Source organism: Micromonospora sp. DT63, assembly GCF_049841615.1.
Classification (GTDB): Bacteria; Actinomycetota; Actinomycetes; order Mycobacteriales; family Micromonosporaceae; genus Micromonospora.
In genome coordinates, this window is sequence record NZ_JBNCKQ010000013.1 from 1 (window position 1) to 18,914 (window position 18,914).

Here is an 18,914-nt window from a genome sequence, read left to right on the forward strand (position 1 = left end):
CTACCAGGTCACCGTCGACCACCTCGCCGACTGGATCGCCACCCGCGGCTACGCCACCAGCTGACCCACACACCAACGCACCAACCGACAAGGGCCGGACCCCGATCGTGGGGTCCGGCCCTTTCGGTGTGCCCGGGGGTCATTCGGGCGCGAAGCGCGCCTCCGCCCCGCGCCGAACGGCCCGGTTCCTCAGCCCACTTACCCAGGGCATGAGCAGATCTTGGACAGTTTCCGTTAGCGCTAACGGAAACTGTCCAAGATCTGCGGCGTTACGGTTGGACGACCGAGCCGACCCGAGGCGGCCGCGGGTAGGGAAGTCCCCCTTGGCCACCGGAGCCAGATCAGCGCCGGCGTCGGCACGCACGACCGGTGGCTCGTGGCGCATGGCCCGACCGGGGCTTCGGTAGGCCACCCGCGGCCACGGCCCAGCCCGTGCGACGCAGCCCGTGCGGCCCAACCGGTAGGCCACTCGCGGCCACGGCCCAGCCCGTGCGGCCCAGCCCATGCGGCCCAGCCCATGCGGCCCAGCCGGTAGGCCACTCACGGCCACGGCGCAGCCCGTGCCGCCCAGCCCGCGCGGCGCAGCCCGCGCGGCCCAGCCCGTGCGGGTCAGCCGCCGGAGTCGTCCATCTCGGCGCCCTCGGGGACGGTGTCGTCGTCGCGGCTGGCCAGCCAGCCGTCCGGCAGGGCGACCTTGCCCGGCGAGTTGGTACGCCCGCGCGGCTGACCCAGGGCGGCCACCGGGAACGGCTCGGTCGGGTCGAGCTTGCCGAGCAGGTCGTCGAGTTGGGCCAGGCTCTCGATCATCGCCAGCGAACGGCGCAGCTCGCCGCCCACGGGGAAGCCCTTCAGGTACCAGGCGACGTGCTTGCGGAAGTCGGTGCAGCCGTCGCGCTCACCCCGCGCGGGGTTGCGGGCGCCGGCCACGAATTGGTCGACGAGCAGTTCGGCGTGCCGGCGCATGGTCACCGCCACCTCGCCGAGGGTGGGCAGACGCCGTTCGGGCCGGCCGGTGAAGGCGGCTTCCAGGTCGGCGAAGAGCCACGGCCGGCCGAGGCAGCCCCGACCGATCACCACGCCGTCGACCCCGGTGTGCGCGACCATCCGGAGCGCGTCGTCGGCCTCCCAGATGTCGCCGTTGCCGAGGACCGGCACGTCGAGGGCCTGCTTCAGGGTGGCGATCGCGTCCCAGTCGGCGGTGCCCGAGTAGCGCTGCGCGGCCGTACGCCCGTGCAGGGCCACCGCGGCGACGCCGGCGTCCTGGGCGGCGAGCCCCGCTTCGACGTACGTCAGGTGGTCGTCGTCGATGCCCTTGCGCATCTTCACGGTGACCGGCACCCCGGAGGGTGCGGCGGCGTCCACCGCGGCCCGCACCAGGCGGGCGAAGAGCCGGCGTCGCCACGGGAGCGCGGCGCCGCCGCCCCGCCGGGTGACCTTGGGGACCGGGCAGCCGAAGTTGAGGTCGATGTGGTCGGCCAGGTTGCGCTCGACGACGATCCGCACGGCGGCGGCGGTGACCTCCGGGTCGGTGCCGTAGAGCTGGAGGCTGCGCGGCTGCTCGTCGTCGCCGAACGCGATCATGCGGAGCGTCTTCGGGTTGCGCTCGACAAGAGCACGGGTCGTGATCATCTCGCAGACGTAGATGCCGCCGCCCTGCTCGCGGCAGAGCCGGCGGAACCCGACGTTCGTGATGCCTGCCATCGGCGCGAGCACCACCGGTGGCGACACCTGGTACGGCCCGAGGGCCAACGGGCGCAGCACGGGAACGGTCGAGGCGGTCACCGCACAAGTGTACGGGGCCCCGACCGGCGCTTTCCGCGTCGGCCGGGGCCCCGTGCCCACCGTCTCAGCAGCCGGGGAGGCGCTCGATCAGGTAGCGCTCGACCTGGTCCAGCGAGACGCGCTCCTGGCCCATGGTGTCCCGGTTCCGCACCGTCACGGCGTTGTCGTCAAGCGTGTCGAAGTCGACTGTCACGCAGAACGGGGTGCCGATCTCGTCCTGCCGGCGGTAGCGGCGGCCGATCGCCTGCGAGTCGTCGAACTCGACCACCCAGCGCTTGCGCAGCAGCGCGGCGAGGTCCTTGGCCTTGGGCGACAGCGCCTCGTTACGCGACAGCGGCAGCACTGCCACCTTCACCGGGGCGAGCCGCGGGTCGAACCGCATCACGGTGCGCTTGTCCACGCCGCCCTTGGTGTTCGGCGCCTCGTCCTCGTCGTACGCCTCCAGCAGGAAGGCGAGCACCGCCCGGGTCAGACCGGCGGCCGGCTCGATGACGTACGGCATCCAGCGCTCGCCCTTGGTCTGGTCGAAGTACGACAGGTCGACGCCGGAGTGCTTGCTGTGCGTGGAGAGGTCGAAGTCGGTGCGGTTGGCGACACCCTCCAGCTCGGCGAACTCGGTGCCGCCGAACTGGAAGCGGTACTCGATGTCGACAGTGCGCTTCGAGTAGTGCGAGAGCTTCTCGGCAGGGTGCTCGTACAGGCGCAGGTTGTCCGCCGAGAGCCCGAGGTCGAGGTACCAGTTCCAGCGCTCCTGGAGCCAGTACTCGTGCCACTCTTCGTCGGTGCCCGGCTCGACGAAGAACTCCATCTCCATCTGCTCGAACTCGCGGGTCCGGAAGATGAAGTTGCCCGGGGTGATCTCGTTGCGGAACGACTTGCCGGTCTGCGCGATGCCGAACGGCGGCTTCTTGCGGGCGACCGTCTCGACGTTCTTGTAGTTGACGAAGATGCCCTGCGCGGTCTCCGGGCGCAGGTAGTGCAGCCCCTCGTCGCTCTCCACCGGGCCCAGGTACGTCTTCATCAGGCCGTTGAACATCTTCGGCTCGGTGAAGGTGCCCTTGTTGCCGCAGTTGGGGCAGTTGACCTCGGCGAGCGAGGTGGGCGCGTGGCCGTGCTTGGCCTCGTACGCCTCCTCGATGTGGTCGGCCCGGAACCGCTTGTGGCAGAACTGGCACTCGGTGAGCGGGTCGACGAACTCGGCGATGTGGCCGGACGCCTCCCACACCTTGCGGGCCAGGATCACGGCGGAGTCGAGGCCGACGACGTCGTCGCGCTGCTGGACCATGGTCTTCCACCACTGCCGGCGGACGTTCTCCTTCAGCTCCACGCCGAGCGGACCGTAGTCCCACGCCGATCGGGTGCCTCCGTAGATCTCGCTGGAGGGGAAGACGAAGCCTCGGCGCTTGGCGAGGCTGACGACGGCGTCGATACGGTCGGCTGGCATGTTTCCTCCTACGCCGGCTGGCGGTCGGCGGGGGCGAGATGTGGATGGATCGGTCGGTTCGGGCCAACGGTACGACCACCGGCGTCCCGAGCCCAGCAGAATACCGGTGGCGGGTCAGCTCACCCCGCAGACCTCCATGCCGCCGGTCTGACCGTCCTGGCCCAGGCTGACCTGCTGCCGCTCCCGGTCGCCGCCGTCGAGGGTCACGTCGACCGGGACCGTCAGGTTGGTGGTGTCCACCTCACCCACCCGGAACGCGGTGACCTGCGGCTCGGCGGCTGCCCGCCGCTCGAACTCGGGGCGGGACTCGCGCCGCTGCGCGTCGTCGCAGAGCTGGTCGTACGCCCGGCCGTAGTTTCGCTCGACGAGCGCCTGGTAGTAGTCGCCGGTCACCGTGCGGCCCTGCTCGCGTACCGCCTGCACGCCGCTCACGGCCAGGCCGACGACTGCCGTGCCTCCGCCGCCGCAGCAGAGCAGCACGGCGAGGGCGCCGACGCCGAGGCCGATCCAGAGCCGGGTCCGGCGGCCCTCGGTGGGCGGCGCGGCGAACGGCGGAGCCACACCGGGACCGGGCGGCGGGGCGGGTGCGGTCATAGGAGCAGGGTAGTGCCCGGCGGCTCAGCGGTAAGGACCAGCGGCCCGATCACTCTCGGCTACCACCACTGCTCCCCCGGGCGCGGCAGTGGCCAGCGCCTCGTACGCGGACGGCTCGTCGACCGACTGGGCGAGCAACGGCACCGCGCTGACCTTGACTTCGAAGGCGCCGAGCGCCCGCCGGTAGGTGCCTACCGACTCCCACTCGGTGAGCAGCGTCCAGTACCGGGGGTCGTCCAGGGCCCGGACCAGTTGGCCGCGCAGGTAGCCGGGGCAGGCGGCCAGCGCGGTGAGGGCGGCGTGCGCCCGTTCGGTGAAGCCGTCGGCGACATCGACGTCGACCACGAACCGGTTGGTCACCAGCACCGGGGGTTCCTCCTCGTAGAGTCTGTGGGATGCAGCGTACGCAGCGCCCTCTGCTGGCCCGGTTGGCCGGGGCGAACCCGACGTCGGTGTTCCTGCTCACCCTGGTGGTGGTGCTGGTGGCGTTCTTCACGCCGGGGGTGGTCGGCGCTCTGCTGACGCTGGCCCTCGCCGCCGCCCTGATCGCCCTGTTGGCGACCACCTGGTCGGTTCAGGCGCCACAGACGCGGCTGATCCGGCTGCTGATGCTGACTCTCCTGATCACGGTGGGCCTGGCGAAGCTGCTCTGACATGCAAGCATGCGTTTTTGACAATCATTGTCGTTACCACGGACAGTTGGGGACATGACCAACCGCACCACGTCCCGCGTCCTGGCCGCCGCGACCGCCCTGCTCGCCCTGGGCGCCGTCGCCGGCTGCTCCACCGGCGGCGCGGCCGGCGCCGATCCCCAACGGGTCGACGTGGTGGCCGCGTTCTACCCACTCCAGTTCCTCGCCGAGCGCATCGGCGGTGACGCCGTCCACGTGACCAACCTGGCCAAGCCGGGCGCCGAGCCGCACGACCTGGAGCTGAGCCCCCGCCAGGTCGGTCAGGTCACCGAGGCCGAGCTGATCGTCTACCTGAAGGGCTTCCAGCCCGCGGTGGACGAGACTGTCGCGCAGGACGACGACGCCCCGGTGTTCGACGTGGCAGGCGTGCAGCCGCTGTTGGACGCGAGCGCCGGCGGCCACAACCACGAGGGCGAGGAGGAGCAGGGCGAGGAGCAGCACGCGCACGCCAAGGACCCGCACGTCTGGCTCGACCCGACCCGGCTTGCCGCCATCGGCGACCAGCTCGCCCAGCGGCTCGGCGAGGTCGACCCCGACCACGCGGCCGACTACACCGCACGGGCCACGGCTCTGCGCGCCGATCTGACGGCCCTCGACGGCGAGTTCACCCAGGGCCTCGCGACCTGCCAGCGGCGGGAGATCGTGACCAGCCACACCGCGTTCGGCTACCTGGCCGACCGCTACCGACTCGAACAGGTAGGCATCACCGGGCTGAGCCCGGACGTCGAGCCCTCGCCGCAGCGGCTCGCCCGGGTCATCGAGGACGCGAAGGCGCACCAGGCCAGCACGATCTTCTTCGAGGCGCTGGTCAGCCCGAAGGTCGCCGAGACCATCGCCGGCCAGGTCGGCGCGAAGACCGCGGTGCTCGACCCGATCGAAGGACTCGCCGCAGGCAGCGGCTCGGACTACCTTTCGGTCATGCGTACCAACCTGCAGACCCTGCGGACGGCGTTGAGCTGCTCGTGAGCACTCCCGTCATCACCGTCGAGCACGGCGCGGTCGGCTACGACGGCCGCCCGGTGCTCCGGGACGTCTCGCTCACCGTGACCGCCGGGGAGGTGGTCGCCGTGCTCGGCGCCAACGGCTCCGGCAAGTCCACGCTGATCCGCGCGATCCTCGGCCTGGTGCCGCTCAGCGCCGGCTCGATCACCCTCTTCGACCGGCCGTTGCGCCAGTTCCGCCAGTGGCAACGCATCGGGTACGTCCCGCAGCGCCTCGGCGCCGGCGGAGGCGTGCCCGCCACCGTCCGCGAGGTGGTGGCGTCCGGCCGACTCGCCCGCCGGGGGATCCTGCGCCCACCCGGCGCGGCCGACCGGGCCGCCGTCGACGCGGCCCTGCGCGCGGTGGGGCTCGCCGACCGGGCTGCCGACCCGGTGTCCACCCTCTCCGGCGGTCAGCAGCAGCGCACCCTGATCGCCCGTGCGCTGTCCGGCCGGCCGGAGCTGCTGATCCTCGACGAACCCACCGCCGGGGTGGACGCGGCCAGCCAGGAGGCGTTCGCGGGCGCGCTGCGCGACTTCGTCGCCGACGGCGGGACGGTGCTGCTGGTGGCACACGAGTTGGGCCCGCTGCGACCGGTGATCAGCCGGGCGGTAGTCGTCCACCAGGGCGGCATCTGTCACGACGGTCCGGTTCCGGACCCGGCCGGCCACCACGCGGAGCCCGACCACGACCACGTGCACCCGCACGGTCCCGACGAGCCCGCCGGGCTGTGGAGCAACTGACCATGGAACTCTTCCAGTACCCCTACATGCAGCGCGCCCTGATCGGCGCGCTGGTGATCGGCCTGGCCGCGCCGGCGCTCGGCATCTACCTGGTGCAGCGCCGACTGACGCTGATCGGCGACGGCATCGGCCACGTGGCGTTGACAGGCGTCGGCGCCGGCCTGCTCCTCAACCGCTCGCCGGTGCTGGTGGCGGTGATCGTCGCCACGGTGGGCGCGATCGCCATCGAGGTGGTCCGCGCTCGCGGGAGGACGTCCGGTGACCTGGCCCTGGCGCTGCTCTTCTACGGCGGCATCGCCGGCGGCGTACTGCTGGTCGGCCTCTCGGACGCGACAAGCGCCAACCTCAACGCCTACCTCTTCGGGTCGCTGCTCTCCACCTCGATGGCCGACCTGGTCACCGTCGGAGTGCTCGGCGCGGCGATCCTGATCACCATGATCGTGCTGCGGCCGGCGCTCTTCGCGATCAGCCACGACGAGGAGTACGCCCGCGTGTCCGGCCTGCCGGTACGCACCCTCAACCTGCTGATCGCCGTCACCACCGCGGTCACGGTGACCATCGCGATGCGGGCCGTCGGGGTGCTGCTGATCAGCGCGCTGATGGTGGTTCCGGTGGCCACCGCCCAGCAGGTCACCCGGGGCTTTCGCAGCACGATGACCGCCGCGATGGCGCTCGGGTTCTTCGCCGCCGGCTCCGGCGTCTGGGTGGCGGCCACCGCCGACACCCCGCCCGGCGCCTCGGTGGTGCTGCTGGCGATCGCCTCGTTCCTGGTGGTGGCCGTGGCTGGCGCCCTCTGGCGGGCGGTGCGCCGCCGCACCGCACCGACCCCCGTACCGGCGCCGGAACCACACGAGGTAGTCCTGCACTGAACCTGATCGGCGGATGTCGGTGGTATTGGTTACCGTTGCAAGATGACCAGCGCAACAGGCTACGAGGGTTTCGACGGAGCCAGCGAGTTGCTCCGGGCCCTGTCGGCGCCCATCCGGCTGGCCATCGTCAGCGAGCTGGCCGGCGGCGAGCGGTGCGTACACGAGCTGGTGGAGAAGCTGGGCGCGGCACAGCCGCTGGTGTCCCAGCACCTGCGGGTGCTGCGCGGCGCGGGCGTGGTGCGGGGCTCCCGCCGGGGCCGGGAGATCGCGTACAGCCTCGTCGACGAGCACGTCGCGCACATCGTGGCGGACGCGGTCAGCCACGCCGGGGAGGGATCATGAGCGAGAGCGGCGCCGCGGTGCGCAACACCCGGCAGCGCTCGGCGGTGAGCGCGCTGCTGGGCGAGATGGAGGGCTTCCACAGCGCCCAGGACCTGCACGCGATGCTCCGGCAACGCGGCGAACGGGTCGGCCTCACGACTGTCTACCGCACCCTGCAAGGGTTGGCCGACGCGGGCGAGATCGACGTGATGCGCCCGCCGGGCGGCGAGCACCTCTACCGCCGGTGCAGCGAAGGGCACCACCACCACCTGGTCTGCCGGGCCTGCGGGCGTACGGTCGAGGTGGCCGGCCCTGCCGTGGAGAGCTGGGCCGACCGGGTCGCCGCGCAGCACGGCTACGCCGACGTCAGCCACACCCTGGAAATCTTCGGCACCTGCCCGGCCTGCGTCCGGTGACTAGCCTGGGGCCGTGTCAGACCTTCAGTTCAGGCCGGTGCAATCGGTAGGTAACGAAGCAGCCCTGCTCGACTGGCAGTACATCCACAATCTGATCATCCCCACGGCCGCGCTGTCGGTCGACGAGATCGTCGTCCGCGCCCAGCGGAACATCCTCGAGGTCGCGTACGTCGAGGGCTCGCCGGTGGGGTGCTCGACGGTACGACCCCCGGAATCCGACGCGGCGGCGGCGACCGTGATCGCACGGGTTCTGCCTGGACATCGCCGGCGCGGCTACGGGGAGCAGGTCTACCAGCGAGGGCTGGCGAGGGCACGCGATCTGGGCGCAGAGGTCATCGACACTGTCGTCCTGGCCTCCAACGACGACGGCCTGCGGTTCGCCCGACAGCACGGCTTCGTCGAGATCGAGCGGTACGTCCTGCCCGGTGACACCGTGCCGTTCGTGGACCTCCGGCTCGCCTGATCGCGGCGTGACAGGTGATCGCACCGTTCCCGTGCGATCCTCGGGCAGCTGATCCGGCGGGTGCCGGTCGCGGCGCGTTCGTGGCACGCTGTCCGGCGTGAAGATCTACGCCGATCGGTTTCCGACCGCCGTCCGACAGTTGATCACCGACCTGCTCGTCGTCGCCTGGGTGTACGTCGCGATCCGCGCCGCGCTCTGGCTGCACGACCTGGTGCAGAAGCTCGCCGTACCCGGACAGAAGCTGGAGGGCGCCGGCGGTGGCCTCGCCGACAACCTCGCCGACGCCGGCGGCAAGGTCCGGCGGGTGCCGCTGGTCGGTGACGAGCTGACCGCGCCCTTCCAGCGGGCCGCCGACGCCGCCCGCGGGCTCGCCGACGCCGGCCGGGAGCAGCAGCACCTGGTCGACCAGCTCGCCCTCGCCCTCACCGTCGCGGTGCTGATCTTCCCGCTCGGGCTGGTGCTCTTCGGTTGGCTGCCGCTGCGGCTGCGGTGGATGCGCCGGGCCGGATCGGCCGCGAAGCTGGCTGCCGGGCCGGCCGGGCGGGACCTGCTCGCGCTACGCGCGCTGGCCACCCAGCCGCTGGGCCGGCTGACCCGGATCGCGCCCGACGTCGCCGAGGCGTGGCGACGCGGCGACGACGAGACCGTCGAGGCCCTGGCCGCGCTGGAGCTACGCCAACTCGGCCTGCGCAACAAAGGCCGCTAACCCACCCACACCCCGCACCCCGCACCCCGCACCCCGCACCCCGCACCCCGCACCCCGCACCCCGCACCCCGCACCCCGCACCCCGCACCCGCGATCTTGCAGATTCTGTCGCGGCATAAGGGGCAGAACAGGACAAGTCAGCGACCGAAAGTGCAAGATCGACGAGATCGGTCGCGCCCCTCGGGACGACGTTCCGCGTGGGGTGTGCCGTGCGGTGGCGCCGCGCCGACTCGGGACCTGCGGCGATCGGGCCGTTAAGGTCTTCGGGTGTTCTACTTCCTGATCGTCATCGCCGTACTGCTGCTCGGCTACGCCGCCGTCCTGGTCTCCCTCGTCCGCCGGGGCAGGAAGATCCCACCCGCGGCGTACCTCGCCTTGGCCGGGCTCAACGGTCTGATCCTGGCCGGGGTGCTGGCCTGGGCGGTCGCCCGCTGAAACCCCACGCTGTGCCAAGCGACGCCGTGCCGAGCCACACCACGCCACGCCACGGCACGCCACGCCACGCCACGCCACGCCACAAGATCGTGCTCGAAGCATGAAGTAGTGGCCTCGCGGTTGGAGGGATGCCACTACTTCCAGGATCGAGCGCGATCTTGCGGTGCGATCGACACCACCAGCGCGGCGAGGATCGACGGCGACGCAGCGGGCGGGTCGGGAAGGGCTACGGCTTCGGCGGGATGCGGCGGCGGACGTCCTCGGCGGTGGACGGGCCGGGCGACCAGCGGGCCACCCAGGGCAACTCGTCGGACGGGGTGATGACCCCCTCCTCCAGGCCCGCGTAGCGGCCGGCGAGGATCCGCTTGGCGGCTGCGGTGTCGACGGAGTCGGTGTTGTCCCAGAGTGCCGTGAACAGGGCGTCCACCCGAACCCGGGCCTGCCGGCAGAACAGGTCGGCCAGCTCGACGTTCTCCGGTCGCGTGTCCCGCTCGGCGGACGCCCGGACGCAGACGGCGGACATCGCGAACAACTCCGCGCCGATGTCCACCACGCGCCCGAGGAACGCCTGCTTGCGCTCCATCTTTCCCTGCCAGCGGGACATCGCGTAGAACGTCGACCGGGCCAGCTTGCGCGACGACCGCTCCACCTGGCGCAGGTGCGCGGCCAGGGGGCCGAACTCGGCGTACGACGACGGGCTCTGGCCCTTGCCGACCGCGAGGGTCGGCAGCCACCTCGCGTAGAACGCGCCCGCACGGGCGCCGGCGCGGGCCTTGCGGCCGAGCCCCGCCTCCGGGTCGATGATGTCGCCGGCCACCGAGAGGTGGGCGTCGACCGCCTCCCGGGCGATCAGCAGATGCATGATCTCGGTCGAGCCCTCGAAGATTCGGTTGATCCGCAGGTCGCGGAGCACCTGCTCGACGTTCGCCGGGCGTTCGCCGCGGGCGGCCAACGAGTCGGCCGTCTCGTAGCCGCGCCCGCCCCGGATCTGGATCAGCTCGTCGGCGATCTTCCAGGCCATCTCGCTGGCGTACAGCTTGACCAGCGCCGCCTCGATCCGGATGTCGTTACGGTCGTCGTCGGCGAGCAGGCAGCACAGGTCGAGCATGGTCTCCATGCCGTACGTGGTGGCGGCGATGAAGGAGAGCTTCTGGGCGACCGCCTCGTGCTCGCCCACCGGCCGGCCCCACTGGACGCGGTCGGCGGCCCAGCCCCGGGCGACGTTCAACGACCACTTGCCGGCGCCCACACACATGGCCGGCAGGGAGAGCCGGCCCGTGTTCAACGTGGTTAGGGCGATCTTGAGGCCCTTGCCCTCACCGCCGATGACGTTCTCCGCCGGTACGAACACGTCGTGGAACCGGGTCAGGCTGTTCTCCAGACCGCGCAGACCGACGAACTCGTTGCGCCGCTCCACCGTGATGCCCGCGCTGTCGCCGTCCACCACGAACGCGGTGATCCCGCCGCGCCGACCCTCGGCGGCGGGCACCCGGGCCATCACCACCAGCAGGGTCGCGACGATGCCGTTGGTGGCCCAGAGCTTGACCCCGTTGAGTCGGTAGCCGGTGCCGTCCTCGGTCGGCTCGGCGGTGGTGGCGAGCCGGGCCGGGTCGGAGCCCACGTCCGGCTCGGTGAGCAGGAAAGCGGAGACCTCGCCCGCGGCGAGCCGGGGCAGGAAGCGCTGCTTCTGCTCGGCGGTGCCGAACATCTTCAGCGGCTGCGGCACCCCGATCGACTGGTGCGCCGAGAGCAGCGCGCCGATCGCCGGGCTGACCGAGCCGGCCAGCATCAGCACCCGGCAGTAGTGCAGGTTGCTCAGACCGAGGCCGCCGTACTTCCGGTCGATTTTCATGCCGAACGCGCCGAGGTCGGCGAGCCCGTGGAAGACGGAGTCCGGAATGGAGGCGTCGCGTTCGATGGCCGCGCCGTCCACTTCGGAGGTGAGGAAGGCGCGGAACCGACCAAGGAACTCCTCGGCGCGGGCCACGTCGTCCGGGTCGGAGCGCGGCCACGGGTCGATGAGGTCGAGCCGGAACCGGCCGAGGAACAGCTCCTTGCCGAAGCTGGGCCGATCCCAGGTGGACTCCCGGGCGGCCTCGGCGACCTGCCGGGCCTCCTTCTCGGAGACCTGCCCCGCCTCCGCCGGCAACGGCGCGGCACTACCGGCCACAGTGCTGCCGGGCGCGGCGCTAACGGGCGCAGTGCTGCCGGGCGTGGCTTCGGAGTCGGGGCCGTCCGGTGCCGTTCGGCCGTTCTGCGTCGTGGTCACGGCTGCCCCCTCGAACCTCGGTTGCGGCTGCGTCAACGTGCGCGACTACCGTCACGCTACCCCCGGTTGTTACCCAGGGGTAGCGCTGCGCACGGATCGATGTAGGCCGCTCCGGCGAGGTCAGCGGCCGGTGAGCGTGTCCGGGTCGTCGTCCTCGTCTTCGATGTCGTCCTCACCCCAGCTGCGGCGGGCGAACGGCAGGATCATCCAGAAGGTGAGGAACCAGAGCCCGGTCAGCGCACTGAGCAGGAAAGCGACCGGCCGGTCCAGCACGAAGTCGGTGATCAGCAGCACCGAGCTGACCATCGCGATCAGCATGAAGGCGAGGCCGCCGGTGGCCATCCGGTGGGCGAAGCGGACCAGCTCCGGCTTGCGCCCCTGACGGAACAGCGCCCGGTGGAACGCCACCGGCGAGATGATCAACGCGGTGGCGGCGGCCGCGGCGAGCAGCGCGACGATGTAGACGTCCCGCTGGAACTCGCTGGTCCGGGTGAACCCGTTGCTGAACGGCAGGGTGAGCAGGAAGGCGAAGAGGATCTGCACACCGGTCTGGGCGACCCGCAGCTCCTGCAACAGGTCGGCGAAGTTGCGCTGCCAACGCTGCTTCTCGGTCTCCTTGGACACGCGCTACCTCCGGTCAGACGGTACTGCCGGCGGTCCCGGCCGCCGGCAGCAACGCCAATGCCCCACCCGGCCGAGCGCGAAACAGACTCACGACATGTTCCGGCCATCTCCCGGTCGCCCGCCGGTCATCGCCCGGTCGCCACACCGTCGCCGCCCCACCCGCGTCGGGCCATCGCCCGCGCCACGCCGCCAACCCCGCGCCCGGCCGCATACCCGGGTGCGTGCCGTCGCGCCGTCGGCCGCCCGCGCCGCCGGGGAGGGGGTCAGGAGCCGCGGCGGATCCGGCCGGCGTACCGGGCCTCCAGCGCCGTGTTGTGCGCGTCGCCGTCCGGGATGTTCGCCGACAGGTAGACCGGAGGCCGCTCCCCCGCTGCCAACAACCGGGCGACGACCTCCACGGTGACCTGCTGCGCCAGCAGCGCCGCAGTGATCGAGGAGACCGCGCCGACCGCGCCACCGCCGGGCAGCGGCAGCGTCGCGTCGCCGTACGGTGCGCCGTTGTTGAGCACCACGTCGGCGAGGTCGGCCAGCTTGTGCCCGGACGGGTGGCGGGACGTCATCCGCCCGGAGTGCTGCGCCGAGGTGATCGCCACCAGAGGGTGGCCGTGCTCCTTGACCAGCGTGGCGAACTCGACCATCGCGCCGTTGACCCCGGAGTTCGAGGCGAGCACGAAGACGTCGGCGGGGCGTACGGGGGCCAGCTCCCAGAGCCGGTGCGCCACCGCCGGGTCCCGCTCCAGCAGCGGCCCGAGACGATCGGCCGGTTCGCCGCCGAGCAGCACCAGGTCACGCAGCGCGATCCGGTTGGTGGGCACCAGGCCACCCGCCCGGCCGGCGATCTCCATGGCGAGGGCCTCCGAGTGCCCGGTGCCGAAGGCGTGCACCACCCCGTCGGCGCGTACCGCTTCGGCGATCAGATCGGCGGCCCGCCCCACCGCGTCCCGTTGGCTGGCGGCCACCCGGCCGATCGTCTCGGTCACCACGGCCAGGTAGTCCTCGGCGCTCACACTCATGCGTCCTCCGTCGTCCGGTTGCGGGCCATCCACTGCACGGCGAAGTCGACAGCTGCCCGCTGGCGTACCAACCTCCCCGTCCCGGCGCCCACCGGGCCGGAACGCACCGCCCCGGTGGCCTCCAGGTCCCGGCCCAACGCGCCGAAGTCGCCCGCGTCGAGCCGGACGTCCTGCCACCACACCCACTCGCGGCCACCGTCGGCCGTGCGTGCCGCCGCGCCCAGTCGCTCGCGCACCGGCTTGGGACTGCGGTACTCGGCCAGGTGCAGCGACGTGTTGACGCTGTGGTCCACACCGATCAGGAGCACGTCGGCGTCCAGGTCGTAGAGCCGGGCCAGCGGCGAGCCCTCGCCGAGCATGTCGGCCAGTTCGTGCCCCGCCACCACCTGCTCGGCCGTCGGCCCGAGCGCGGCGAACGACACGTGGGGATGCGTGCTGCGCATCGCCGCGGGCCAGCAGCGGACCGTCTCGGCGAACACGCCCATGTGCCGGCTCGGCGTGACCGCCGGGTCGAAGCCCGGCATCTCGGCGCGGATCAACTGCCACCAGTCCACCGGCACCGGCGGGTTGCGCCACTGCGCCGGGTCACTGTTGTCGGGGTTGTGGGTGGGCACCACGATCGTGCCGTCCGGGCCGAGCGCGTCGCGCAGGGCGAGCACCAGCGCCTGCGGCCCACCGCAGACGAAGCCCAGCGGGCGCATCCCGGCGTGCACCAGCACTGTCGAGCCGGGGCGTACACCCAGAAGGCGCAGCTGCGCGGCGATCGAGCGACGGGTGCCCAGCCCGCCGGCGGGCGCCGTCACGGCGCTTCTCCCCCTGCCGCCGGCCCGCCCGGCGCCCGTCGGCCCGGCACGGCTCAGGCCGTCCCGGCGATCCGGGCCAGGACCGCCTCGGCCAACGCGGCGGGTGCGGCGTCCGGAATCCAGTGGCTCACCCCGGGCAGCGGTACGAAGCGGTAGTCGCCGGTGACGTTGGCGGCGCACGCCTCGGCGGCGGGTCGTCCGATGGCGATGTCCCGGTCGCTCCAGACGTACGTGGTGGGTACGGCGACCGGACCGACAGCGGCCAGGTCGGCGCGGGACATGGCCCGGTACCAGTTCAGGGCGGCGGTGAGCGCGCCCGGCGCCCGCATCGGGTCGGCGTAGCGGTCCACCCGGGAGGCGTCGCCCACCCCGCCGAGCATCTTGCGCAGCGCCGTCGCGTGCCACGCGAGCAGCACCTTCTCGGCCTTGCCCGGCTTGCGGAACAGCGCGATGTACGACGAGCGGGCCTTCTGTTCCCGGTCGGTGCTCAGGGCGTGCGCCATGGCCGCCGGGTGCGGCACGGACACCGCGGTCAACGTACGGACCCGCTCGGGGTGCGCGGCGGCCACCGCCCAGGCCACGATCGCGCCCCAGTCGTGGCCGACCAGGTGGACGGCGTCCACACCGAGCGCGTCGAGCACCGCCACCACGTCGGCGACCAGTTCGGGAACCCGGTACGCGGACACCGCCTCCGGCCGGGCACCCGGCGAGTAGCCCCGCTGGTCCAGCGCGTACGTGCGCAGCCCGGCGGCGTGCAGTGCCGGCACGACCTCGTCCCACTCCCCGCTGTGCTGCGGGAAGCCGTGCAGCAGGAGGACGGGGACGCCGTCGGAGGGGCCGCCGGTGCGTACCTCGAACGTGAGACCTCGCGCGTCGACCTGCATGATCGTCAGCCTACCCAGGCGGCGGGACGCCGGCCCGGCTGCGCGGGCGGTCGGATGCCCTGCTGGGCTGTTACCCCTGGTCGGTGCTAGCGTCAGCGAGACAACTTCACATCCGACAGGGGAGCGCACAGCGCTGAGAGTGCGGGCACGCCCGCAGACCCTCGAACCTGATCTGGGTAATGCCAGCGCAGGGAGTTCGGTCGACCTCCAGCCGCGCCGTGGGTCCGGTGCCACCGGACGCGCGGCGTGCGTCTTCTCCTGGTTCGTTCCACTGAACTGGGAGCACAGCATGGACAACACCACAAGCCGTTGGCGCACCATCGACATCGTGGTCGCCTCGGTGATCGCGGTCGCCTTCGGCGTCATCTTCTGGGCCTGGGGCCTGGTCTGGAGCGCCACCGAGGGCGCGTTCGCCTTCTTCCCGCCGGCACAGACGCTGATCTACGGTGTCTGGCTGCTGCCGGCCGTGGTCGGCGGCCTGGTCATCCGCAAGCCCGGCGCCGCGCTCTACTGCGAGACGGTGGCCGCGGTCGTCTCCGCGCTGCTGGGCAGCCAGTGGGCCGGCACGGTGATCCCCCAGGGCATCGTGCAGGGCATCGGGGCCGAGCTGGCGTTCGCCGCTTTCCGGTACCGGTCGTTCCGGCTGCCGACCGCCGTACTGGCCGGCGCGTTGACCGGTCTCAGCGCGGCGCTGTTCGACTTCTTCGTCTGGAACGTCGACTACGCGCTGGGCGACTACCGCATCCCGTACGCCCTGCTCACCATCGTCAGCGCCACGATCATCGCCGGCGTGGGCGGCTGGTTGCTGACCCGCGCCCTGGCCAACACCGGTGCGCTGGACCGCTTCCCGGTAGGCCGGGACCGCGCCCTCATCTGAGGGCGCAACCGTCCCCGTGATCAAGAGGTTCGCGTCAATGGAAGCCGGATTTCTGCCGCAAACCTCTTGATCACCGGCGGGAAGACGGCCGGGAAGAGCCGGGGAAGACGGCCGGGAGTGGTTGGAAGGGGGTGTCGGGTGGGCGGGGTGCTGCTGCGGGGGTTCGGCTGGCGGCATGCCGGGCGGCGGGCCTGGGCTGTGCGCGGAGTGGATCTGCGGGTCGAGGCCGGGGAGCGGGTGCTGCTGCTCGGGCCCTCGGGGGCCGGCAAGAGCACACTGCTCAGCGCGCTGGCCGGGCTGCTGCCCGACGATTCCGGTGAGCAGGAGGGCACCGTCGAGATCGACGGGCTCGACCCCCGCAAGGCGCGGGAACGGGTCGGCATCGTCTTTCAGGACCCGCAGACCCAGTTGGTGATGGCGCGCAGCGGCGACGACGTCGCGTTCGGGCTGGAGAACCGGGGCGTACCGACGGACGAGATCTGGCCCCGGGTCGACGAGGCGCTGCGGCGGGTCGGTTTCCCGTATCCCCGGGACCGCAGCACTGCCGCGCTCTCCGGCGGCGAGCAGCAACGCCTGGCTCTGGCCGGCGCGTTGGCCCTGCGGCCCGGGCTGCTGCTGCTCGACGAGCCGACCGCCAACCTCGATCCGGACGGAGCCGCGCTGGTCCGGGGCGCGGTGACGGGCGCGTTGGACGCCGACACCACAGTGATCCTGGTCGAACACCGGGTCGCCGAGGCACTGCCACTTGTGAACCGGGTGGTCGTCCTGGAGCCCGGCGGCGGGGTCCGCGCGGACGGGACGCCCGACGCGGTCTTCGCCGCGCACGGCGCCGCCCTCGCCGCCGAGGGCGTCTGGGTGCCCGGTCACTCCATCGCGCCCCGCACGGCCGCCGCCACCCCCGGCGACCTGCTGCTCACCGCCGACCGGCTCGGCCTGCCGCCCCGGCTGGGCCCCACCGACCTGGCGGTACGCGCCGGAGAGGCACTCGCCGTACGCGGGCCCAACGGCGCCGGCAAGTCCACCCTGGCGCTGCTGCTCGGCGGTCTGCTCAAACCGGGCGTCGGCCGCGTCACCGCCTCGGCCGAGTTGGCCGGCGCGGACCACCGCGCTCCCCCGCACCGCTGGCGAGCGCCCGCGCTGGCCCGACGGATCGGGTCGGTCTTCCAGGACCCGGAGCACCAGTTCGTCACGAGCACCGTCTTCGACGAGCTGGCGCTCGGGCCACGCCGGACGGGTCAACCCGAGGCCGCCGTCCGGGAGACCGTGGCGGAACTGCTGGAACGACTGCGGCTGACCCGACTCGCGGCGGCCAACCCGTACACCCTCTCGGGTGGGGAGGCACGGCGGCTGAGCGTGGCGACGGCCCTGGCCACGGCACCCCGCCTGCTGATCTGCGACGAACCGACCTTCGGGCAGGACCGGCGGACCTGGCGGGAGCTGGTCGACCTCTTCGCCGACCTGCGGGACGCCGGCCACGGCGTGGTCACGGTCACCCACGACCTCGATTTCGTCGCCGCGCTCGCCGACCGCACGGTCACCCTGGAGCGACAGTGACCGCCCGGAGCACCAACGTCGGCGGCGCTGCCGGGTCGCGCGGGACCGCGTCCACCCGAGGTGACCTCCGATGATCAGCATCGAGCCGGTCGCCGCGCCCGGCGCCCCGCTGGCCCGGCGGAACCCGGTGGCGAAGGTGGCCGCCGCGCTGGTCTTCTCGTTCGTCCTGCTGGCGACGCTCGACCCGGTGGCGCCGGCGATCGCCATCGCTGTCGAACTTGCCGTCCTGCCGCTGTTCGGCGTCCGCTACCGGGTGCTGGCCCGGCGGGCCCTGCCCCTGCTGCTCAGCGCCACCGGCATCCTGGTCACCCTGGTGCTCTTCGCCGCCGACCAGTCCGGCCGGGTGCTGCTGGAGGCCGGGCCGGTGCTGGTGAGCACCGGCGTGCTGCGCACCGCTCTCGGCCTGGTGCTGCGGATCTTCGCGGTGGCCCTGCCCGGCGTGATCGTCTTCGCCACCACCGACCCGACCGACCTGGCCGACGCGCTGATCCAGAACGCGAAGGCGCCGGCACGGTTCGCCGTCGGGTCGCTTGCCGCGTTCCGGCTGGTGCCGCTGCTCGGTCAGGAATGGCAGATGATCAGCATGGCCCGGCGGGCACGCGGCGTCGACGCCGGACGCAATCCGGTGGCGAAGCTGCGGCTGTTCACGTCCACGGCGTTCGCGCTGCTGGTCGGGGCGATCCGTCGGGGCACCCGGCTGGCCGTCGCCATGGACGCGCGCGGCTTCGACGGCGACACACCCCGTACCGTCGCCCGACGCCAGCGCTTCGGCCTCGCCGACGCGCTGCTGATCGCCGGGGCGGCCGCGCTGGCCGGAGCGGCCCTGACGACGAGCGTGCTCCTCGGCACCTTCCGTCCCCTGATCGGCTGACGCCAACCCCCGTCCCCGCGATCTTGCAGTTACTGTCGTTGATTCACCCCGAATGCGTGGGTATGTAGCGACAGAAAGTGCAAGATCGCGGGGGCGGGGGCGGGGGCGAGCTCAGCTGCGTCGGTAGGCGTAGCGGCGCGGCTGCCCGGCTCGCTGGCTCTTGCCGTCGAACGAGCGGGCTCGGCCGGCCTGGGGTGGCCCGGCCTGGGGCGCCTCAGGTCGTCCGGTCACCGACGAGTCGGCAACCGGAGGCACGGCTGGGGCCGCCAAGGCCGGCAGCACCGGTTCCACTGCCGGTGCCGGCAGGGCGGACTTGACCGCCCGGGCCGGCGCCTCGGGACGAGCCGGCAGGTCCGCCCCGGTCGAGCCGGCAGACTCGACCGGCGGCGCCGGGGCTGTGCCGTGGCCGGCCGCCGGGTCGATGCCCAGCGGCGTCGGGGCGGGGGTACGGGTCTTTCTCGGATTGCGCCTGGCGGGCATCCGGGCCTCCTTCGGTGCCGACCGTCCCGGCGGTCCCGCGCTCCCGCGGTCGGTCGGATCGGCTGGTGACCGTGGCAACGCGACGGTCGAACG

Annotated in this window: 22 protein-coding genes and 1 riboswitch; of the genes, 12 read left to right on the plus strand and 10 right to left on the minus strand. The window is 72.5% G+C overall.

Annotated elements, in window-relative coordinates:
• Nucleotides 1-609: 609 nt before the first annotated feature.
• The 4 genes from dusB to ACLQ27_RS30635 form a co-directional block, all read right to left on the minus strand.
• Nucleotides 610-1,782, minus strand: coding sequence for a tRNA dihydrouridine synthase DusB (gene dusB / locus ACLQ27_RS30620; protein ID WP_425870014.1), 1,173 nt, complete (start codon nucleotides 1,780-1,782; stop codon nucleotides 610-612).
• 64 nt (nucleotides 1,783-1,846) lie between these two features.
• Nucleotides 1,847-3,226 (minus strand): glycine--tRNA ligase, encoded by a 1,380-nt coding sequence (locus ACLQ27_RS30625; RefSeq protein WP_357498458.1) that lies wholly within the window; start codon nucleotides 3,224-3,226, stop codon nucleotides 1,847-1,849.
• A gap of 114 nt (nucleotides 3,227-3,340) precedes the next feature.
• On the minus strand, nucleotides 3,341-3,820 hold the full coding sequence (locus tag ACLQ27_RS30630) for a hypothetical protein (RefSeq protein WP_234587280.1): 480 nt from the start codon (nucleotides 3,818-3,820) through the stop codon (nucleotides 3,341-3,343).
• A gap of 24 nt (nucleotides 3,821-3,844) precedes the next feature.
• On the minus strand, nucleotides 3,845-4,186 hold the full coding sequence (locus ACLQ27_RS30635) for an antibiotic biosynthesis monooxygenase family protein (RefSeq protein WP_357498456.1): 342 nt from the start codon (nucleotides 4,184-4,186) through the stop codon (nucleotides 3,845-3,847).
• 29 nt (nucleotides 4,187-4,215) lie between these two features.
• Between ACLQ27_RS30635 and ACLQ27_RS30640 the strand changes: the two genes are divergently transcribed.
• From ACLQ27_RS30640 to ACLQ27_RS30680, 9 genes are all read left to right on the plus strand, one after another.
• A complete protein-coding gene (locus ACLQ27_RS30640) occupies nucleotides 4,216-4,473 on the plus strand; it encodes a hypothetical protein (protein WP_234587274.1) in 258 nt (85 codons plus the stop codon).
• A gap of 54 nt (nucleotides 4,474-4,527) precedes the next feature.
• Nucleotides 4,528-5,478 carry a metal ABC transporter substrate-binding protein gene (locus ACLQ27_RS30645; RefSeq protein ID WP_357498454.1) on the plus strand — a complete coding sequence of 317 codons (951 nt, stop codon included), beginning with the start codon at nucleotides 4,528-4,530 and terminating at the stop codon, nucleotides 5,476-5,478.
• Entirely contained in the window at nucleotides 5,475-6,236 is a 762-nt protein-coding gene (locus ACLQ27_RS30650) for a metal ABC transporter ATP-binding protein (protein ID WP_425870018.1), read from the plus strand. Before ACLQ27_RS30645 ends, ACLQ27_RS30650 begins: the two co-directional genes overlap by 4 nt.
• A 2-nt stretch (nucleotides 6,237-6,238) precedes the next feature.
• Nucleotides 6,239-7,105, plus strand: coding sequence for a metal ABC transporter permease (locus ACLQ27_RS30655; RefSeq protein ID WP_425870019.1), 867 nt, complete (start codon nucleotides 6,239-6,241; stop codon nucleotides 7,103-7,105).
• A 42-nt stretch (nucleotides 7,106-7,147) separates the two neighbouring features.
• A complete protein-coding gene (locus ACLQ27_RS30660) occupies nucleotides 7,148-7,447 on the plus strand; it encodes an ArsR/SmtB family transcription factor (RefSeq protein ID WP_007463903.1) in 300 nt (99 codons plus the stop codon).
• Entirely contained in the window at nucleotides 7,444-7,842 is a 399-nt protein-coding gene (locus ACLQ27_RS30665) for a Fur family transcriptional regulator (protein WP_203150761.1), read from the plus strand. Before ACLQ27_RS30660 ends, ACLQ27_RS30665 begins: the two co-directional genes overlap by 4 nt.
• Nucleotides 7,843-7,855: 13 nt before the next feature.
• Nucleotides 7,856-8,305, plus strand: a complete 450-nt coding sequence (locus ACLQ27_RS30670; RefSeq protein WP_357498450.1) for a GNAT family N-acetyltransferase — start codon at nucleotides 7,856-7,858, stop codon at nucleotides 8,303-8,305.
• A 97-nt stretch (nucleotides 8,306-8,402) separates the two neighbouring features.
• Nucleotides 8,403-9,011 (plus strand): hypothetical protein, encoded by a 609-nt coding sequence (locus ACLQ27_RS30675; protein WP_357498448.1) that lies wholly within the window; start codon nucleotides 8,403-8,405, stop codon nucleotides 9,009-9,011.
• Nucleotides 9,012-9,278: 267 nt separating this feature from the next.
• Nucleotides 9,279-9,446, plus strand: coding sequence for a hypothetical protein (locus tag ACLQ27_RS30680; protein ID WP_234587259.1), 168 nt, complete (start codon nucleotides 9,279-9,281; stop codon nucleotides 9,444-9,446).
• Between the two features lie 226 nt (nucleotides 9,447-9,672).
• Here the strand turns inward: ACLQ27_RS30680 and ACLQ27_RS30685 are convergent, their stop codons facing one another.
• The 5 genes from ACLQ27_RS30685 to ACLQ27_RS30705 all read right to left on the minus strand — a co-directional run bounded on the left by ACLQ27_RS30685 (nucleotide 9,673) and on the right by ACLQ27_RS30705 (nucleotide 15,039).
• Nucleotides 9,673-11,715 (minus strand): acyl-CoA dehydrogenase family protein, encoded by a 2,043-nt coding sequence (locus ACLQ27_RS30685; protein WP_425870023.1) that lies wholly within the window; start codon nucleotides 11,713-11,715, stop codon nucleotides 9,673-9,675.
• A 120-nt stretch (nucleotides 11,716-11,835) separates the two neighbouring features.
• The gene (locus ACLQ27_RS30690) at nucleotides 11,836-12,339 is read right to left on the minus strand and encodes a DUF6328 family protein (RefSeq protein WP_357498444.1); all 504 of its coding nucleotides are present in this window, start codon (nucleotides 12,337-12,339) and stop codon (nucleotides 11,836-11,838) included.
• 263 nt (nucleotides 12,340-12,602) lie between these two features.
• Entirely contained in the window at nucleotides 12,603-13,352 is a 750-nt protein-coding gene (locus ACLQ27_RS30695; protein WP_425870025.1) for a sugar isomerase domain-containing protein, read from the minus strand.
• Nucleotides 13,349-14,155 (minus strand): aminoglycoside N(3)-acetyltransferase, encoded by an 807-nt coding sequence (locus tag ACLQ27_RS30700; protein ID WP_425870027.1) that lies wholly within the window; start codon nucleotides 14,153-14,155, stop codon nucleotides 13,349-13,351. Before ACLQ27_RS30700 ends, ACLQ27_RS30695 begins: the two co-directional genes overlap by 4 nt.
• Nucleotides 14,156-14,208: 53 nt before the next feature.
• Entirely contained in the window at nucleotides 14,209-15,039 is an 831-nt protein-coding gene (locus ACLQ27_RS30705) for an alpha/beta fold hydrolase (protein WP_357576060.1), read from the minus strand.
• A gap of 107 nt (nucleotides 15,040-15,146) precedes the next feature.
• A riboswitch (TPP riboswitch) is annotated at nucleotides 15,147-15,251 on the plus strand.
• A gap of 77 nt (nucleotides 15,252-15,328) precedes the next feature.
• Between ACLQ27_RS30705 and ACLQ27_RS30710 the strand changes: the two genes are divergently transcribed.
• From ACLQ27_RS30710 to ACLQ27_RS30720, 3 genes are all read left to right on the plus strand, one after another.
• Complete coding sequence (locus ACLQ27_RS30710; protein WP_234587245.1) at nucleotides 15,329-15,916, plus strand: ECF transporter S component; 588 nt, start codon at nucleotides 15,329-15,331, stop codon at nucleotides 15,914-15,916.
• A 138-nt stretch (nucleotides 15,917-16,054) separates the two neighbouring features.
• On the plus strand, nucleotides 16,055-17,470 hold the full coding sequence (locus tag ACLQ27_RS30715) for an ABC transporter ATP-binding protein (protein WP_357498436.1): 1,416 nt from the start codon (nucleotides 16,055-16,057) through the stop codon (nucleotides 17,468-17,470).
• A 70-nt stretch (nucleotides 17,471-17,540) separates the two neighbouring features.
• Nucleotides 17,541-18,341 (plus strand): energy-coupling factor transporter transmembrane component T family protein, encoded by an 801-nt coding sequence (locus ACLQ27_RS30720; RefSeq protein WP_357498434.1) that lies wholly within the window; start codon nucleotides 17,541-17,543, stop codon nucleotides 18,339-18,341.
• Nucleotides 18,342-18,452: 111 nt separating this feature from the next.
• On the opposite strand, the gene ACLQ27_RS30725 is transcribed toward ACLQ27_RS30720, so the two are convergent.
• A complete protein-coding gene (locus ACLQ27_RS30725) occupies nucleotides 18,453-18,821 on the minus strand; it encodes a hypothetical protein (protein WP_425870031.1) in 369 nt (122 codons plus the stop codon).
• Nucleotides 18,822-18,914: the final 93 nt, after the last annotated feature.

Coding starts and splice junctions, on each gene's coding strand:
- ACLQ27_RS30625 (WP_357498458.1), bottom strand. CDS start 3,226: ATGCCAGCCGACCGTATCGACGCCGTCGTCAGCCTCGCCAAGCGCCGA.
- ACLQ27_RS30630 (WP_234587280.1), bottom strand. CDS start 3,820: ATGACCGCACCCGCCCCGCCGCCCGGTCCCGGTGTGGCTCCGCCGTTC.
- ACLQ27_RS30640 (WP_234587274.1), top strand. CDS start 4,216: ATGCAGCGTACGCAGCGCCCTCTGCTGGCCCGGTTGGCCGGGGCGAAC.
- ACLQ27_RS30645 (WP_357498454.1), top strand. CDS start 4,528: ATGACCAACCGCACCACGTCCCGCGTCCTGGCCGCCGCGACCGCCCTG.
- ACLQ27_RS30655 (WP_425870019.1), top strand. CDS start 6,239: ATGGAACTCTTCCAGTACCCCTACATGCAGCGCGCCCTGATCGGCGCG.
- ACLQ27_RS30660 (WP_007463903.1), top strand. CDS start 7,148: ATGACCAGCGCAACAGGCTACGAGGGTTTCGACGGAGCCAGCGAGTTG.
- ACLQ27_RS30665 (WP_203150761.1), top strand. CDS start 7,444: ATGAGCGAGAGCGGCGCCGCGGTGCGCAACACCCGGCAGCGCTCGGCG.
- ACLQ27_RS30695 (WP_425870025.1), bottom strand. CDS start 13,352: ATGAGTGTGAGCGCCGAGGACTACCTGGCCGTGGTGACCGAGACGATC.
- ACLQ27_RS30705 (WP_357576060.1), bottom strand. CDS start 15,039: ATGCAGGTCGACGCGCGAGGTCTCACGTTCGAGGTACGCACCGGCGGC.
- ACLQ27_RS30710 (WP_234587245.1), top strand. CDS start 15,329: ATGGACAACACCACAAGCCGTTGGCGCACCATCGACATCGTGGTCGCC.
- ACLQ27_RS30720 (WP_357498434.1), top strand. CDS start 17,541: ATGATCAGCATCGAGCCGGTCGCCGCGCCCGGCGCCCCGCTGGCCCGG.
- ACLQ27_RS30725 (WP_425870031.1), bottom strand. CDS start 18,821: ATGCCCGCCAGGCGCAATCCGAGAAAGACCCGTACCCCCGCCCCGACG.